This is a genomic window from Pseudomonas sp. SA233, from assembly GCF_054792385.1.
This window is the reverse complement of record NZ_CP096449.1, coordinates 4,323,683-4,337,912: the sequence shown is the minus strand read 5'-3', so window position 1 is coordinate 4,337,912 and position 14,230 is coordinate 4,323,683. Positions and strand designations below refer to the sequence as shown.

The window sequence follows — 14,230 nt, the reverse complement described above, 5'->3', positions numbered from 1 at the left end:
TCGCGGGCTTGCCCGCTCCCACAGGGAGCCCACAGTTTTCAGCACCTGTGGTACTCCTGTGGGAGCGGGCAAGCCCGCGAAGAATCCAGCACCGATCAGGAACGATGCACCGGGTAGGCCGTGGTGTACTTCATCTGCTCCATGGCAAAACTGGAAGTGATGTTCGACAGCCCATCAGTACTGGTGATCAGCTTTTTATAAAACCGGTCATACGCCGCAATATCCCCCACCACCACCCGCAGCATGTAATCCCAGTCCCCCGACATGCGGTAGAACTCCATCACTTCCTCGAACCCGGTCACGGTCGCGGCAAACTGCTCCAGCCAGGCGCTGTCGTGGCGCTGGGTCTTGAGCTGGACGAACACCGTCAGCCCCAGCCCCAGCCGTTCCGGGTCGAGCAAGGCGACACGGCCGACAATGTAGCCGTCTTCCTCCAGGCGTTTGACCCGCTTCCAGCACGGCGTGGTGGAGAGGTTGACTGCCTCGGCCAGGTCCTTGAGCGAGATCGAGGCGTCGCGCTGAAGCAGGGTGAGAATGTGCTGGTCGAAGCTGTCCATATCGCGCGTGGGCCGTGGAGAAAAATATTTCACAGATTACCCCAAGGCTAGAAGATTTGGGTTGTGCGATAGTGGCGACTTTCACTCTGCCAATGGGCCTGACCATGTCCGACAAGCCGCGCAATTTCGCCACCCGTACCATTCACGCCGGTGAGCAGTTCAGCGTCGCCGATAACGCTATTTTCCCGGCGATCGTCACCGCCAGCTCGTTCACCAAGCGCAGCCTTGACGACAAACCGGAATACTCCTACAGCCGCGTCGGCAACCCCACCCGGCATGCCTATGAAACCTGTGTCGCCGCCCTGGAAGAGGGCGTTGGCGCGGTCGCCTGCGCCTCGGGCGTGAACGCCACCGCCACCGTGCTGGAGCTGCTGCCCAAGGATGCCCACGTGGTGGTGATGAACGGCGTGTACGGCGGTACCTTCCGCATCATGGAAGACTACCGCAGCCGCACCTCGGGCCTGACCACCACCTACGTCGACCTCAACGACCTCGAGGCGGTGGCCGCCGCCATCAAGCCGGAAACCCAGCTGATCTGGATCGAATCGCCGACCAACCCGTTGCTGCACCTGGTCGACATCAAGGCGGTGTGCGACCTGGCCAAGGCACGGGGCATCCTCACTTGCATCGACAACACCTTCTGCTCGCCGTGGAACCAGCGCCCGATCTCCCTGGGCGTGGACCTGGTGATGCACTCGGCCAGCAAGTACATCGGCGGCCACTCCGACCTCACCGGTGGCGTGGTCGTAGCTGCCAATGATGCGCTGTTGGCGCGCCTGCGCCGCATCAGCATGGCGATTGGCGCAGTGCAGGGGCCGTTCGACTGCTACCTGGCCCTGCGCGGTCTGAAGACCCTGGATGTGCGCATGGAGCGCCAGTGTGCCAATGCCCTGCAGGTGGCGCGCTTCCTCGAAAGCCACGCGCAGATCGAGCAGGTGTATTACCCGGGGCTGGAGAGCCACCCGCAGCATGAGCTGTGCAAACGGCAGATGCGCAGTGGCGGGGCGGTGGTGGCGATGAAGGTCAAGGGCGACCGCGCCGCGCTCAACCGCCTGGTGGAGGCGCTGCAGATCTTCGTGCTGGCCGACTCGCTGGGCGGGGTGGAAAGCATGATCAACCACTCCTGGAGCATGTCGCACTGCTCGCTGAGCCCGGAGCAGAAGGGCGTGATGGGGATCAGCGAGAACCTGCTGCGGTTGTCGGTGGGGATCGAGGATTATCGCGACCTGGTCGACGACCTGGATGGGGCGTTGAAGGCTGCGGCTGGTATGTGAGGGCTGCTGGCCTCTTCGCGGGTGAACCCGCTCCCACAGGTATTGCGCTGCCTTCAGGTTTGGCGCTGTACTTGTGGGAGCGGGCAAGCCCGCGAAGAGGCCGGTGGATTCAATGAATTCCTGTCAGGATTTGGGCGGATGAATGATCCGTTCGATCTTGTCCTTGATCAGCAAGCGCTCCTTGCGCAGGCGGTTGACGGTTTCGTCGTTGGTGCCGTTGCCTTCGGCAGCGACCACCTCTTTGTCTTTTGCGTTGTATTCCTTGTGCAGTGAGTGCAGCGTCTGGTCCTTGTCCATGAGCGCCTGGAATGCATCAGCGGTAACGTGCAGGTCAGCGAGCAGATCATGCGGAACTGGCATTTCTTCACCTCTGTCGGGGGTTGGCGGATGGTTCTGACCTTTGAGGATAGTCGTCTTTGCGCAGGTAGGGGACTGGGGTAGGCTGTCGCATCTCCCCCGTGACCCGGAACCTGCGCCATGCCTCACCTGAACCTGGAATACAGCGACAACCTGCGTGAGCTGAATGTCGACGTCCTGCTGCTGCGCCTGAACCATGCCCTGGTCGGCAGTGGCCAGTTCGCCGACGAGGCCGATATCAAAAGCCGTGCCGAAGCCTTCAAGCACTATCGAGTGGGCACTGCGCCCGGCGAGCGTGCCTTTGCCCATGTGCGCCTGGCCATTCTCAGCGGGCGCTCGCCCGAGGTGAAGACGCAACTGTCCGCCAGCCTGCTGGATGTGCTGCGTGAGGCCATCCCCGAGCAACCGGGGCTGGATATCCAGCTATGCGTGGAAGTGCTGGACATCGACCGCGGGCCGTATGCCAAGGAACGCCTGCCAGGCTGAACAAGCGCTGAATGAACTTCTTTTAATGTAGAAAAGGCGCCTGCTCACGAATTTGTTGGCGTCTTTTTCACAAAATATTGATGGCACGCCTTCTAGAGTTCAGCCAAGTTTCCCCGGTGCCGCGCAGGCCCTCGGGCTGATAATCACTCTTGATTGCGAACACTGATGCTCAACTTCAAATCCCTGCGGACTGAATGGGTCACGCTGCTGGCCAGCCTTTACCTGCTGATCGGCTTCAATGTCTTCCTCTGGCAGCATCTTGAACAGGTCGTGCCGCCCGGTTTGCCGGGGCTTTGGCTGAGCCTGGCGTTTGCCGTGCTGATGCTGTTCGCGTTCAACCTGATCCTCACGTTGTTCGCCTTCCGTTATGTATTGAAGCCAATACTTGTCGTGTTGTTCATGAGTGGCGCGGGTGTGGCTTACTTCATGAACCAGTACGGCGTACTCATTGACGCGGGCATGTTCCGCAATATTGCGGAAACCAACGTGGCGGAAGTGCGTGACCTGCTTTCGTTGAAGTTTGCCTTGTATATCCTGGGCCTCGGTGTAGTGCCTTCGCTGCTGTTGTGGAAGGCGCCGATCGCCTATCGCGCCTGGCACCGTGAACTGCTCGGCAAGCTGGTGGTTGGCGGTGCCTGCGTGGTGGCCCTGGGCTCGGTGGCACTGGTCAACTACCAGGGCCTTTCGTCGCTGTTTCGCAACCACCACGAACTGCGCCTGATGCTCACCCCCAGCAATATCGTGGGTGCCTCCATCGGTTATGTCAGCGAGCGCGTCGGTACCGCATCACGGCCCTTCCAGCATTACGGCGAAGATGCCAAGCGTGACGCTGCCTGGCAAAAGCATGAACGCAAGTCGCTGACTGTGCTGGTGGTGGGTGAAAGTGCGCGGGCAGATCACTTCGGCGTGCTCGGCTACGACCGCGATACCACACCGAACCTTGCCAGGGAGCAGGGCCTGCTGGCGTTCTCCGATGTTCACTCCTGCGGCACGGAAACCGCCGTTTCGGTGCCGTGCATGTTCTCTGGCATGAAGCGCAAGGACTACGATGCCCGCGTGGCGAAGAACCGCGAAGGGTTGCTGGACATCCTCCAGCGGACCGGCCTGGCGGTGCAGTGGCGTGACAATCAATCGGGCTGCAAGGGTACCTGCGACCGCGTGCAGTTCATCGATGTCAGCAAACTCAAGGACCCGCAGTTGTGCGCTGATGGTGAATGCCATGACCAGATCCTGCTGCAGGGCCTGGGTGAGCTGATCGACAACCTCGACAAGGACACCGTGCTGGTGCTGCACCAGATGGGCAGCCACGGGCCTGAATACTTCAAGCGCTACCCCGGCGCCGACCAGCGCTTTGCCCCGGTGTGCCAGAGCAACGCGCTGGACCAGTGCAGCGAACAGGAAATCGTCAACGGTTACGACAACACCCTGGCCTATACCGACAAGGTGCTGGCCTCGCTGATCGATACACTGCGCAGCAAGCAGGACAAGGTCGACACGGCGATGATCTACCTGTCCGACCATGGCGAGTCGCTGGGTGAGTACAACCTGTTCCTGCACGGCACGCCTTACGCCATCGCCCCCGAGCAGCAGAAGCACGTGCCGTTGCTGACCTGGTTCTCCGACAGCTACAAGGAGGACTTCGGCGTCGACACCGATTGCCTGGCCAAGCTCAGCGATGCGCCGCTGTCGCAGGACAACCTGTTCCACTCGATGCTCGGCCTGTTGCAGGTGCGTACCGAGGTCTACCAGCAATCGCTGGACATGTTCGCCAGCTGCCGGCCGTGGCTGGCGGCCAAGCGCTGAGTCTGACTGCACCGTTTATCCATTCCAGGGATGGCGCAGGTTTCACCAGCAGTGCCCGCGCCGTATATACTGCGCGCCAATGTTAGTGGGAGAGCCTCGTGGCCATCGAAATACACTGGATCCGTGACGACCAGAGCCTGGCCGAACACTGCCGCGACTGGCATCAGCTGCCCTTTGTCGCCGTCGACACCGAATTCATGCGGGTCGACACCTTCTACCCGAAAGCCGGGCTTATCCAGATCGGCGACGGAAAGCGTGCCTTCCTGATCGACCCGTTGCTGATCGGCAACTGGCAACCCCTGGCCGAACTGCTGGATGACAGCGGCGTGGTCAAGGTGCTGCACGCCTGCAGCGAAGACCTCGAAGTGCTGCTGCGCCTGACCGGCAAGCTGCCACAGCCGCTGTTCGACACCCAACTGGCCGCCGGCTACCTGAACCTGGGCTTCTCCATGGGCTATTCGCGCCTGGTGCAGGAAGTGCTGGGGATCGACCTGCCCAAGGGCGAAACCCGCTCCGACTGGCTGCAGCGCCCGCTCTCGGAAACCCAGGTCAGCTATGCCGCCGAGGATGCCGTGCACCTGGCCGAGCTGTTCACCGTGTTGCGCCCGCGCCTGAGTGACGACAAGTACGCCTGGGTGCTGGAGGACGGCGCCGAGCTGGTGGCCGCATTGCGCCGCGAGGTCGAGCCCGAAAGCCTGTACCGCGACGTCAAGCTGGCCTGGAAGCTGGCCCCCCAGCAACTGGCAGTGCTGCGTGAGCTGTGTGCCTGGCGCGAGCGTGAAGCGCGCAACCGCGACGTACCGCGCAATCGCATCCTCAAGGAGCACTCGCTGTGGCCCATGGCCAAGAGCCAGCCGAGCAACCTGTCGGCGCTGGCCAAGATCGACGAGATGCATCCGCGCACCATTCGTCAGGACGGTGAGTTCCTCATCCAGCTGATCAAGCGTGCCGCCAGCCTGCCAGCCGAGCAATGGCCACAGGCCTTGCCCGAGCCTTTGCCGATCGAGGCCGCAGGTATCCTCAAGCAGCTGCGTGCCATCGGCCAGGCCGAAGGTGAGCGCCTGGGCATTGCCCCGGAGCTGATGCTGCGCAAGAAAGCCCTGGAAGCGCTGCTCAAGAGCGGCTACCCCAATGGCCCCTATCAATTGCCCGATTCGCTGCGCGGCTGGCGCCGTGAGCGTATGGGCCAGGCCCTGCTGGACAGCCTCGCAGGCGCCGGAGAGACCCGATGAAACGCATTTGCTCTATCTACAAGAGCCCCCGCAAGAACGAAATGTACCTGTACGTGCTCAAGGCCGACGGCCTGGAGCGCGTGCCCGAAGGCCTGCTGCCGTTCTTTGGCACCCCCGTGCACGCCTTCGACCTGGTGCTGACTCCCGAGCGCAAGCTGGCCCGCGAGGACATCGCCAAGGTGCTGGAAAACCTCGACAACCAGGGTTACCACCTGCAGATGCCGCCGCCGGAAGACGACTACATCGAGCACCTGCCCGAAGAGTTGCTGCGCCGTAACGACCCTGCCTGATCATGCGAGTACTGATTGCTGAGCATGATCATGCTCGATACGCCGAGATCTTGCGCGCAGCCGCGCCTGAGCTGGAAGTCCTGACCAGCGGCGACTCCGCCGAACTGGCACGCCAGGCGCCACAGTGCCCGGTGTGGCTGGGCCAGCCGGACCTGCTGGCGAGCCTGCTGCGCCAGGGCCACAAGCCGGGCTGGATGCAGTCCACCTGGGCCGGTATCACCCCGCTGCTGGCCGAGGGCCTGCCGCGCGACTATCGCCTGACCCGCGCCGTGGGCATCTTTGGCCAGGTGATGGCCGAGTACATGCTCACCTACATGCTCGGCCATGAGCGCGAGGTGCTGTCGCGGCTGGTCAGCCAGGTCGAGCGTCGTTGGGACGACCGCCCGGGGCGTACCCTGGAAGGGCGCAAGGTGCTGATCGTCGGCACTGGCGACATTGGCCAGCGGGTGGCCGAGTTCCTGCAGGCGTTTGGCGTGGTGCTGTATGGCGTTGCCAGCAGCGCCCGCGAGCAGGCGCCGTTCGTCGAGGTAGCGGCGCTGGCCGACCTGCCGCGCCTGGTGGGTCAGGTTGACTACGTACTCAACCTGCTGCCGGATACCCCGGCAACCCACGACCTGTATGACGCGGCACTGTTCAAGCGCTTCCAGCCCACGGCGCTGTTCATCAATGCCGGGCGCGGCGCTGCGGTGGTCGACGCTGACCTGGTCGAGGCACTGAAGGAAGGGCACTTGGCGGGGGCGGTGATCGATGTCTGCCGGCAGGAGCCGTTGCCCAGGCAACACCCGTTCTGGACGGCGTGGGGCTTGCTGCTGACCGGGCACAGCTCGGCACCCACCTCGCCGGCGGCGATGGTGCGGTTGTTTGTCGAGAATGTGCGGGCGTTCACGGCGGGGCAGGGCTTGCGAGGTGAAGTGGACTTCGCCCGGGGCTATTGATTTTGTAATGCCTGTGCTGGCCTCTTCGCAGCACAAGGCTGCTCCTACAGGTTTTTCACTGTGCTGTAGGAGCAGCCTTGCGCTGCGAAAAGGCCGGTACAGCCAATGCAAGGCTTACAGGCTGAAATCACCCTCGGCAGCCAGCTCGCTCAGTGGCTTGCGCGGGCTCGGAACTTCACGCGCCTGCAGCGCTTCGTTCAGGCTGGCCTTATCGCCCAGCTTGCCGATTGCCACCATGGCATGCAGCACGTAGCCTTCAGGAACCTTCAACTCCTGACGCGCCAGCTCCTGGTCGAAACCGGCCATGCCATGGGTATGCCAGCCGCTGATGCTGGCTTGCAGGGCCAGGTGCCCCCAGGCGGAGCCGGTGTCGAAGGTGTGCCAAAGCGCCGGCTTTTCTTCCGTGGCGCCCGGGGCGGCGTAGGTGGTCTTGGAAATCACCAGCACCAGCGCCGATGCCTGTTGCGCCCAGCTGCGGTTGGCCGGCACCAGCAGGTTCAGGTAGCGCTCCCAGTTCGGCGTGTCACGGCGGGCATAGAGGAAGCGCCAAGGTTGCGAGTTGTTCGCCGAGGGCGCCCAGCGTGCCGCTTCGAGGAAGCTCAGCAAGGTTTCCTCGCTGATCGGCTCGGCGGTGAAGGCACGTGGCGACCAGCGGTTGATGAACTGCTCGTTGATGGCGTAATCGGCAATGCGGGGGTTGGCGCTCATGGCGGCTCCTGCAAAAGGGCGGTAAACGCGCACGCTACTGCGTCGCGTCGCGACTGACAAGCGGTCTGGCTTTGCCGAAGGCCAGGCTCTAGACTGGCGCCGCCGCGCGCCGTGGCCCCAAGATGAATGCAGGAAACCCGTGTCATGATCGCTGAAAACGCGCCGTTCTGGCAGCGCAAGACCCTCGAGCAACTCAGCCCGCAAGAGTGGGAGTCGCTGTGTGACGGTTGCGGCCTGTGCTGCCTGCAAAAGCTCGAGGACGAGGACGACAACAGCGTCTATTACACGCGCATCGCCTGCAAACTGCTGGATCTGCACACCTGTCAGTGCAGCGATTACCCCAACCGCTTCGCCCAGGTACCTGACTGCATACAGCTCACCCCGGGCAAGGCCGACCAGTTCAAGTGGCTGCCGAGTACCTGCGGCTACCGCCTGGTCAGTGAGGGCAAGGACCTGCCGGCCTGGCACCACCTGGTCTGCGGCGATCGCCAGCAGGTCCATGAACAGCGTATTTCCCAGTCGGGGCGCATGCTCAGTGAACACGATGTGCACGAAGACGACTGGGAAGACCACCTGATCTTCCGCGCCAGCTGACCGGCGCGGCCCGCTGCCACGGGGAAACAAGGAGTTTCTGTATGCGTTGCCAGCTGTTGTTGCTGTTGGGCCTGATGGCCAGTTCGCCGGCCTGGGCGAAAAAGGTCGACCTCGACTATCAGGTGCGCCTGTTGCCAGCCAGCGGCCAGGCGGAGGTCCGCCTCACCTTGGCCGAAGGCAGTGCCGTGCGCAGTCTGGACTTCGACCTGGGCAAGGCCGGGGCCTACAGCGGCTTCCAGGCTGATGGCCAATGGCAACTGCAGGGCCAGCGCGGCGTGTGGCAACCGGCGGCCGGCAAGACCAGCCTCAGCTACCGCGTGCAGCTGGACCAGAAACGCGGCAGCGGCGCCTATTCATCGCGCATCACCCCGCATTGGGCGCTGTTCCTGGGCGACCAGCTGGTGCCGCCTGCGCGCCTCGACCAGCAGGATGGCACCGAACTGGTGGCGCGGCTGGCGTTCGACCTGCCGGAGGGCTGGAAGAGCATTGAGACCTCCTGGCCGCGCATCGGCAAGGACAAGTTCCGCATCGACAACGTTTCGCGCCTGTTCGACCGCCCCACAGGATGGATGCTCGCCGGCGACCTGGGCAGCCGCCGCGCCCGCCTGGGCGAAACCGAGGTCACCGTGGCCGCACCGGTGGGGCAGGGTATGCGGCGCATGGACAACCTGACCATGCTGACCTTTGTCTGGCCGCAATTGCAGGCGGTTTTCCCGCGCAACCCGCCGAAGCTGCTGTTGGTCGGCGCTCGCGACGGCATGTGGCGTGGGGCGACCGCCGCGCAGGGCTCGTTGTACCTGCACAGTGCCCGGCCGATGGTCAGCGAGAATGGCAGCAGCCCGTTGCTGCGCGAAGTGGTGCAACTGTTTGCGCAGATCCATGGGCGCGATGGCAGTGACTGGCTGGTGGAAAGCCTGAACGACTACTATGCCAGCGAGTTGCTGCGCCGCTCGGGCGGGGTGAGTGACGACCGTTACGAGGCTTGGCAGGCGCGCCTGAGCAAGCAGGGCGCCAAGGTCACCCGGCTCAAGGGCGAGCATGCCACCCCGGCGCAGGTGGCGCGCGGAGTGATGCTGTTGCAAGCGCTGGACAAGGAAATCCGCATCCACACCCAGGCCAAACGCTCGCTGGACGATGTGGCACGCGGGTTGATGCGCCTGCCCAGCGTCAGCACCGAAGACTTCGTGCAGATCAGCGAGAACGTGCTGGGGCGGCGCTCAGAGGTGTTGCAGAGCAAGGCGTTGCGCTAGCCATTTCTGTACCTGTGCCGGCCTCTTCGCGGGTAAACCCGCTCCCACAGGTACGGCGAAGAGGCCGAAGCCTTGGTGATCCTGTGGGAGCGGGTTTACCCGCGAAAGGGCCGGCACAGGCGGTGCAAAATCAACTGGCCAACGGATCCTTCCCGGTTATCGTCACCCCCCGCGTCGCCGCCTCGGCACTGGCCTTCAACGCCTCCAGTTCCGCAGCACTGCGCTCGATGTCCGAACGCAAGCGGTGATACTCCTGCCGGTGCCGCTGCCACCAGGCCTTGGTCGCACAATGCCCGCTGAAGCCCCGAGCCAGTGCCAAGCCGCCAACTGCGATCTGCAACAACCCGACCAGGCCGCCGTGGCGCAGCCCCTTGCTGACCATCAACGCGCCGCCAGCCAGCGAACTGGCGCGCTCCAGGCCGTGAACGTTCTTGTCTTGCGATGTCGCTGCCGAATGGATATCAAGCATGGCAAGGTCTCCGTCTGAAGTGTATGCAGGTGACCTGTCGGCCGCCGCCATCGTTCAGTCGGCTATTTGAACCTGGGCCCCGAACGGGTATTCAGCCCCTTGGCCATGCGGTCATACAGCACCACATTCACCGTCGCTGCGAGGTTCATGCAGCCCTCGGTCGGAATGTAGATGGTCTCTTCGCACCATGCCCGCACATCGGCACTGAGGCTGCCGTCTTCCGGCCCGAAGATGTAGATGGCCCGATCCGGGTGGGTGTATTCCGGCAATGGCCGCGCGCCTTCCACCAACTCCACGGCCACCGGCGTGCAGCCCAGCGGGATGATGCGCTGCAGGTCATCGATGCCGATCAGCGGGATGTCGTAGTGCACGCGCTTGGTGTCGGTGACGAAGTCACGCGCACGCTCGTAGCGTTTGCCGGTGTAGAACACCGAATTGACGCCATAGCAGCCCGCGGCGCGCATCACCGAGCCGACGTTTTCTGCCGACTTGGGGTTGAACAGGCCAATGCAGCTGTATCGTTTGTTTGCCACGTACCGGGGCCCTTCGCGAAAAAAAGCGCGATTATACGGGCTGCCCGGTAGCAGCGGGGCGGTGAATCGATGGTCAGTCTTTCTTCAGCATGCCCGCCAGCCCGGCGAACGGGTTGTGGGTGGCCTTGGCGATGCTCGGGGTGCTGGTGGAGCCTTCGCTGAAGTACTGCTGGTCGGTATAGCGCGAGTGCTCGTTGTCGTGGCAGTACAGGCACAGCAGCTCCCAGTTGGAGCCGTCCTGCGGGTTGTTGTCGTGGTTGTGGTCGCGGTGGTGCACGGTCAGCTCGCTCAGGCGCTTGCCGGAGAACTCGCGGGCGCAGCGGCCGCAGACGTGCGGGTACATTTTCAGGGCCTTGTCGCGGTAGCCCATTTCCTTGTCGCGCTTGGCATCGGCCAGGATGCGGTCCAGGCGCGCGGTGGCGGCGGCGGAAGAGGTGGAGCTCATGGTGTTTCCTTTGTTCTGATCAGGCAAATGACGATTATGCGCTGAGTCTAGCGCGCTTGCGTGGCAGGCGGACAGGCGAAAGCTTTGATTTAGGCGTAGCCTGTAGGAAGGTTCCCGACAGGAGGTTGCTGATGTTTCGCGCGATCCTCGTTGTGCTGTTGTTGGCCGGCCTGCCCATGGCCGAAGCTGCCAGCACGCCACCCCGGTTGAGCACGCCGGTGCCCGGTGCACCGGGTACGCCTACGCCTACGCCATATCCGCAGATTACCCCGAGTACGCCGCCCAAGGCCTATGACAGCCAGCCGGGGGCGCCACTGTTACCGCCGATGCCGGTGCCCGGGCCACCTAAAGACCAGCCATTGCCGGGGTTGCGCCAGGACCCGCCGAAGCAGCCGGTGCAGGATGATTGAATTCAGCCGGCTGCCCCGATTTTCTGTGGGAGCGGGTTTACCCGCGAAGCAGGCGCCGCGGTGGATGGCACGGGCTTCGCCCGTGTTCGCGGGTAAACCCGCTCCTACAGGGATCGCGCAGGATTCAGGACATGCGCAATACCTGTAGGAGCGGCCTTGTGTCGCGAAAGGGGCGCAAAGCGCCCCCAGCTTTCTCAAACGATACCTAGCTCACCAAACACGAACGCATATTCCAAGGCCACATCCTTGAGCCCCTGATACCGCCCGCTCATCCCGCCATGCCCAGCCCCCATCTCGGTCTTGAGCAGCAGCAGGTTATCGTCGGTCTTTCGCGTGCGCAGCCGCGCCACCCACTTGGCCGCTTCCCAGTACTGCACGCGGCTGTCGTTGTAGCCCGCCACCACCAGCATCGCCGGGTAGGCCTGTTCCTTCACGTTCTCGTACGGTGCATAGGCCTTGATCCGCTCATACACCTCCGGCTCCTCAGGGTTACCCCATTCGTCGTACTCGGTCACGGTCAGCGGCAGCTCGGGGTCGAGCATGGTGTTGAGCACGTCGACGAACGGCACTTCGGCAATCGCACAGCGGAACAGCTCGGGGCGCAGGTTTAGCACCGCGCCAATCAGCAGGCCACCGGCGCTGCCACCACTGATGGCCAGGCGGTCGGCAGCCGTGACACCCTCGGCGATCAGGTGCTCGGCACAGGCGATGAAGTCGCTGAAGGTGTTGTGCTTGTGCTCCTGCTTGCCGGCGCGGTACCAGGCTTCGCCCAGTTCGCCACCACCACGCACATGAGCGATGGCAAAGGCCACGCCGCGCTCCAGCAGGCTCAGGCGCGCGTGCGAGAACCACGGGTCGAGGCTTTCGCCATAGGCGCCGTAGCCATACAGGTACAGCGGCACGGTCTGGCCCAGGTCCTGGCGGCGGCGCACCAGACTGATCGGCACCCGGGTGCCGTCCGCTGCGGTAGCCCACAGGCGCTCGCTGACATAGTCGTCGGCATCGAACGGCCCCAGCACCGGGGTTTGCTTGAGCACCGCCTGGGCACCGCTGGCCAGCTCCAGCTGGCGTACCTGGGCCGGGCGGTTGAGGGCTTCATAGCGCAGGCGCAGGCGTGGGCTGGCGAATTCCAGGCTGTCCTGCACGTACAGGCTGTAGGCCGCGTCGGGCAGTTCGACGCGGTAGGGGGCCAGGCCCTGCGGGCGTACCTCGATGATCGGCAGGCCGCCTTCGCGCAGGCTCAGGGTCAGCGCGCCGGCATTCAGGCTGAGGCCTTCGAGCATGATCGCGTCGCGGTGCGCTACCAGCACCTGCCATTGCTCACGGCTGGGCACTGGTGCGACCGGGGCGTGGTACAGGGCGAAGTTGATGCCGTCCTGGTTGGTGCGGATGAACCAGCGCCACTGGCCGTCGAGCTGGCCGTGGTCGGGGAAGTACTCGTGGCCTTCGACCCGTGGCGCCAGGCAGGTGAACGGTGCCTGCGGGGTTTCCGCGTCCAGCACCCAGGCTTCGCTGGTGGTCTTGCTGTTGAGCAGCAGCACCAGCTGGCGTTCGGAACTGGTGCGGTAGCAGTGCAGGAAGAAGCGCCCATCGGGCTCCTCGAACACGGTCTGCGCGCCGTCGTTGCCCAGGGTGTGGCGACGCAGGCGCCACGGGCGGTGGGTGTCGTCCAGTTCGGCGAAGAACAGCGTCTGGCTATCGTTGGCCCAGGTCAGGCTGCCGTCGCAGTCGTCGAAGGGCAGGGTAGTGACGCTGCCACTGGCCAGGTCCTTCACGTACAGCGTGAAGATTTCGTCGCCGCTGGTGTCCAGGCTGTAGGCCAGCAGGCGGTGGTCAGGGCTGACGTTGAACGCGCCGAGGGACAGGAAACCGCCATTGGCCAGGGCGTTGGGGTCGAGCAGCAGTTGCTCCTGGCTTTCATCGACCGTGTTGGAGTCGTCGGCCGGGCGCGGGCAGCGGTAGTGACGTGGGTACTCGTCGCCTGCGGTGGTACGGGTGTAGTACAGGTAGGGGCCCCAGGGCGCCGGCAGCGACAGGTCGGTTTCCAGGATGCGGCCCTTGATCTCTTCGAACAGTTGTTCGCGCAGCGGCGCCTTGTCGGCCAGGCAGGCTTCCTGGTAGGCGTTTTCGGCCTGCAGGTAGGCAAGCACCTCGGGGGTGTCACGCTGTTGCAGCCAGGCGTACGGGTCGGTGGCCTGGGCCTGGTGGGCAATCGGGGGTTGGGGCTTGGTTGGCATTGAGGATCTCTTGATTGGGGTTGCCTGTGCCGGCCTCCTTGCGGGCAAGCCCGCGAAGAGGCCGGCACAGGCAAACACTGTCTGCGCCCGGAAAAGTGTTTATCATAGGCATCTCTTTGCCTGGCTTGCACGAACACCATGACCGAGAACGACTACACCCTCGCCTGGGGCCTTTACGCCGTTGCCGCCCTGGGCTGCCTGATGGTGGGCTTCAAGCTCACCGGCTGGATGTGGCGCTGGCTGCGCGAACCGCTGCGGGTGGTGCTGGCGGTGCTGCTGCTGACCCCGACCATCGTCGACCCGGTCAAGGACAGCTTCGCCCCGGCGATTGCCATCACCGCCCTCGACGTCGCCTTCAAGGTCGGCAACAACGCCTGGCGCGCGGTTTCCGACTTCGCCATGTACGGCATGGGCGCGTTTTCCCTGTATTTCCTCTTCGTGCTGCTGCGCTTTCCGCTGGAGAAACGCGCCCGCGAGCGCCGCGCGCAGGTCGAGGCCGCTGCCCAGCGCCAGGCTGCCGAAGATGACCAGCTTGGCGCCCAGGCCCCGCTGGCCGCAGAGCGCCGCGACCGTTACCGTGATGCGCCACCACCTGTCGCCCCAGCCGTCTCCCGCGGCAGCGGCCGGGTCGAGCCCCGTCTGTAAGCGGA

At 64.1% G+C, this 14,230-nt stretch carries 17 protein-coding genes; 10 read left to right on the top strand and 7 right to left on the bottom strand.

Annotation, left to right across the window (positions count from 1 at the left end; translation table 11 throughout):
• Positions 1–95 precede the first annotated feature (95 nt).
• Entirely contained in the window at positions 96–557 is a 462-nt protein-coding gene (locus tag M1D87_RS19915; RefSeq protein ID WP_039613985.1) for an Lrp/AsnC family transcriptional regulator, read from the bottom strand.
• A gap of 92 nt (positions 558–649) precedes the next feature.
• Between M1D87_RS19915 and M1D87_RS19910 the strand changes: the two genes are divergently transcribed.
• Positions 650–1,831 carry a trans-sulfuration enzyme family protein gene (locus M1D87_RS19910; RefSeq protein ID WP_232881415.1) on the top strand — a complete coding sequence of 394 codons (1,182 nt, stop codon included), beginning with the start codon at positions 650–652 and terminating at the stop codon, positions 1,829–1,831.
• Positions 1,832–1,954: 123 nt separating this feature from the next.
• On the opposite strand, the gene M1D87_RS19905 is transcribed toward M1D87_RS19910, so the two are convergent.
• Positions 1,955–2,191, bottom strand: a complete 237-nt coding sequence (locus M1D87_RS19905) for a YdcH family protein (protein WP_003259536.1) — start codon at positions 2,189–2,191, stop codon at positions 1,955–1,957.
• A 117-nt stretch (positions 2,192–2,308) separates the two neighbouring features.
• Between M1D87_RS19905 and M1D87_RS19900 the strand changes: the two genes are divergently transcribed.
• From M1D87_RS19900 to M1D87_RS19880, 5 genes are all read left to right on the top strand, one after another.
• On the top strand, positions 2,309–2,674 hold the full coding sequence (locus tag M1D87_RS19900; protein WP_123083797.1) for a 5-carboxymethyl-2-hydroxymuconate Delta-isomerase: 366 nt from the start codon (positions 2,309–2,311) through the stop codon (positions 2,672–2,674).
• 165 nt (positions 2,675–2,839) lie between these two features.
• Positions 2,840–4,477 (top strand): phosphoethanolamine transferase, encoded by a 1,638-nt coding sequence (locus M1D87_RS19895; protein ID WP_232881401.1) that lies wholly within the window; start codon positions 2,840–2,842, stop codon positions 4,475–4,477.
• Positions 4,478–4,575: 98 nt separating this feature from the next.
• Entirely contained in the window at positions 4,576–5,709 is a 1,134-nt protein-coding gene (gene rnd, locus M1D87_RS19890) for a ribonuclease D (protein ID WP_039613989.1), read from the top strand.
• Entirely contained in the window at positions 5,706–5,999 is a 294-nt protein-coding gene (locus M1D87_RS19885) for a YcgL domain-containing protein (protein ID WP_015271354.1), read from the top strand. The genes rnd and M1D87_RS19885 overlap by 4 nt, the downstream gene beginning before the upstream one ends.
• A gap of 2 nt (positions 6,000–6,001) precedes the next feature.
• Positions 6,002–6,934 (top strand): D-2-hydroxyacid dehydrogenase, encoded by a 933-nt coding sequence (locus M1D87_RS19880; RefSeq protein WP_123083795.1) that lies wholly within the window; start codon positions 6,002–6,004, stop codon positions 6,932–6,934.
• 114 nt (positions 6,935–7,048) lie between these two features.
• On the opposite strand, the gene M1D87_RS19875 is transcribed toward M1D87_RS19880, so the two are convergent.
• Positions 7,049–7,642 carry a nitroreductase family protein gene (locus M1D87_RS19875; protein ID WP_013973765.1) on the bottom strand — a complete coding sequence of 198 codons (594 nt, stop codon included), beginning with the start codon at positions 7,640–7,642 and terminating at the stop codon, positions 7,049–7,051.
• 144 nt (positions 7,643–7,786) lie between these two features.
• On the opposite strand from M1D87_RS19875, the gene M1D87_RS19870 reads away from it, so the two are divergent.
• Entirely contained in the window at positions 7,787–8,236 is a 450-nt protein-coding gene (locus tag M1D87_RS19870) for a YcgN family cysteine cluster protein (protein WP_015271351.1), read from the top strand.
• A gap of 41 nt (positions 8,237–8,277) precedes the next feature.
• Positions 8,278–9,486, top strand: a complete 1,209-nt coding sequence (locus M1D87_RS19865) for a hypothetical protein (RefSeq protein ID WP_061552667.1) — start codon at positions 8,278–8,280, stop codon at positions 9,484–9,486.
• A 130-nt stretch (positions 9,487–9,616) separates the two neighbouring features.
• Here the strand turns inward: M1D87_RS19865 and M1D87_RS19860 are convergent, their stop codons facing one another.
• The 3 genes from M1D87_RS19860 to M1D87_RS19850 form a co-directional block, all read right to left on the bottom strand.
• Positions 9,617–9,955, bottom strand: coding sequence for a YgaP family membrane protein (locus M1D87_RS19860; RefSeq protein ID WP_054573763.1), 339 nt, complete (start codon positions 9,953–9,955; stop codon positions 9,617–9,619).
• A 62-nt stretch (positions 9,956–10,017) separates the two neighbouring features.
• Positions 10,018–10,488 (bottom strand): RNA methyltransferase, encoded by a 471-nt coding sequence (locus M1D87_RS19855; protein ID WP_015271348.1) that lies wholly within the window; start codon positions 10,486–10,488, stop codon positions 10,018–10,020.
• Positions 10,489–10,561: 73 nt separating this feature from the next.
• Positions 10,562–10,933, bottom strand: a complete 372-nt coding sequence (locus tag M1D87_RS19850) for a YajD family HNH nuclease (protein ID WP_003259546.1) — start codon at positions 10,931–10,933, stop codon at positions 10,562–10,564.
• 131 nt (positions 10,934–11,064) lie between these two features.
• Here M1D87_RS19850 and M1D87_RS19845 point away from each other — a divergent pair, with 131 nt between their 5' ends.
• Positions 11,065–11,343, top strand: a complete 279-nt coding sequence (locus M1D87_RS19845) for a hypothetical protein (RefSeq protein ID WP_013973759.1) — start codon at positions 11,065–11,067, stop codon at positions 11,341–11,343.
• Positions 11,344–11,537: 194 nt separating this feature from the next.
• Here M1D87_RS19845 and M1D87_RS19840 read toward each other — a convergent pair whose 3' ends face one another.
• The gene (locus tag M1D87_RS19840; protein ID WP_123083794.1) at positions 11,538–13,580 is read right to left on the bottom strand and encodes a S9 family peptidase; all 2,043 of its coding nucleotides are present in this window, start codon (positions 13,578–13,580) and stop codon (positions 11,538–11,540) included.
• Between the two features lie 138 nt (positions 13,581–13,718).
• Here M1D87_RS19840 and M1D87_RS19835 point away from each other — a divergent pair, with 138 nt between their 5' ends.
• On the top strand, positions 13,719–14,225 hold the full coding sequence (locus tag M1D87_RS19835) for a hypothetical protein (protein ID WP_013973757.1): 507 nt from the start codon (positions 13,719–13,721) through the stop codon (positions 14,223–14,225).
• Positions 14,226–14,230: the final 5 nt, after the last annotated feature.

Coding starts and splice junctions, on each gene's coding strand:
- M1D87_RS19895 (WP_232881401.1), top strand. CDS start 2,840: ATGCTCAACTTCAAATCCCTGCGGACTGAATGGGTCACGCTGCTGGCC.
- M1D87_RS19885 (WP_015271354.1), top strand. CDS start 5,706: ATGAAACGCATTTGCTCTATCTACAAGAGCCCCCGCAAGAACGAAATG.
- M1D87_RS19915 (WP_039613985.1), bottom strand. CDS start 557: ATGGACAGCTTCGACCAGCACATTCTCACCCTGCTTCAGCGCGACGCC.
- M1D87_RS19865 (WP_061552667.1), top strand. CDS start 8,278: ATGCGTTGCCAGCTGTTGTTGCTGTTGGGCCTGATGGCCAGTTCGCCG.
- M1D87_RS19905 (WP_003259536.1), bottom strand. CDS start 2,191: ATGCCAGTTCCGCATGATCTGCTCGCTGACCTGCACGTTACCGCTGAT.
- M1D87_RS19840 (WP_123083794.1), bottom strand. CDS start 13,580: ATGCCAACCAAGCCCCAACCCCCGATTGCCCACCAGGCCCAGGCCACC.
- M1D87_RS19860 (WP_054573763.1), bottom strand. CDS start 9,955: ATGCTTGATATCCATTCGGCAGCGACATCGCAAGACAAGAACGTTCAC.
- M1D87_RS19900 (WP_123083797.1), top strand. CDS start 2,309: ATGCCTCACCTGAACCTGGAATACAGCGACAACCTGCGTGAGCTGAAT.
- M1D87_RS19845 (WP_013973759.1), top strand. CDS start 11,065: ATGTTTCGCGCGATCCTCGTTGTGCTGTTGTTGGCCGGCCTGCCCATG.
- M1D87_RS19910 (WP_232881415.1), top strand. CDS start 650: ATGGGCCTGACCATGTCCGACAAGCCGCGCAATTTCGCCACCCGTACC.
- M1D87_RS19850 (WP_003259546.1), bottom strand. CDS start 10,933: ATGAGCTCCACCTCTTCCGCCGCCGCCACCGCGCGCCTGGACCGCATC.
- M1D87_RS19835 (WP_013973757.1), top strand. CDS start 13,719: ATGACCGAGAACGACTACACCCTCGCCTGGGGCCTTTACGCCGTTGCC.
- M1D87_RS19880 (WP_123083795.1), top strand. CDS start 6,002: ATGCGAGTACTGATTGCTGAGCATGATCATGCTCGATACGCCGAGATC.
- M1D87_RS19875 (WP_013973765.1), bottom strand. CDS start 7,642: ATGAGCGCCAACCCCCGCATTGCCGATTACGCCATCAACGAGCAGTTC.
- M1D87_RS19870 (WP_015271351.1), top strand. CDS start 7,787: ATGATCGCTGAAAACGCGCCGTTCTGGCAGCGCAAGACCCTCGAGCAA.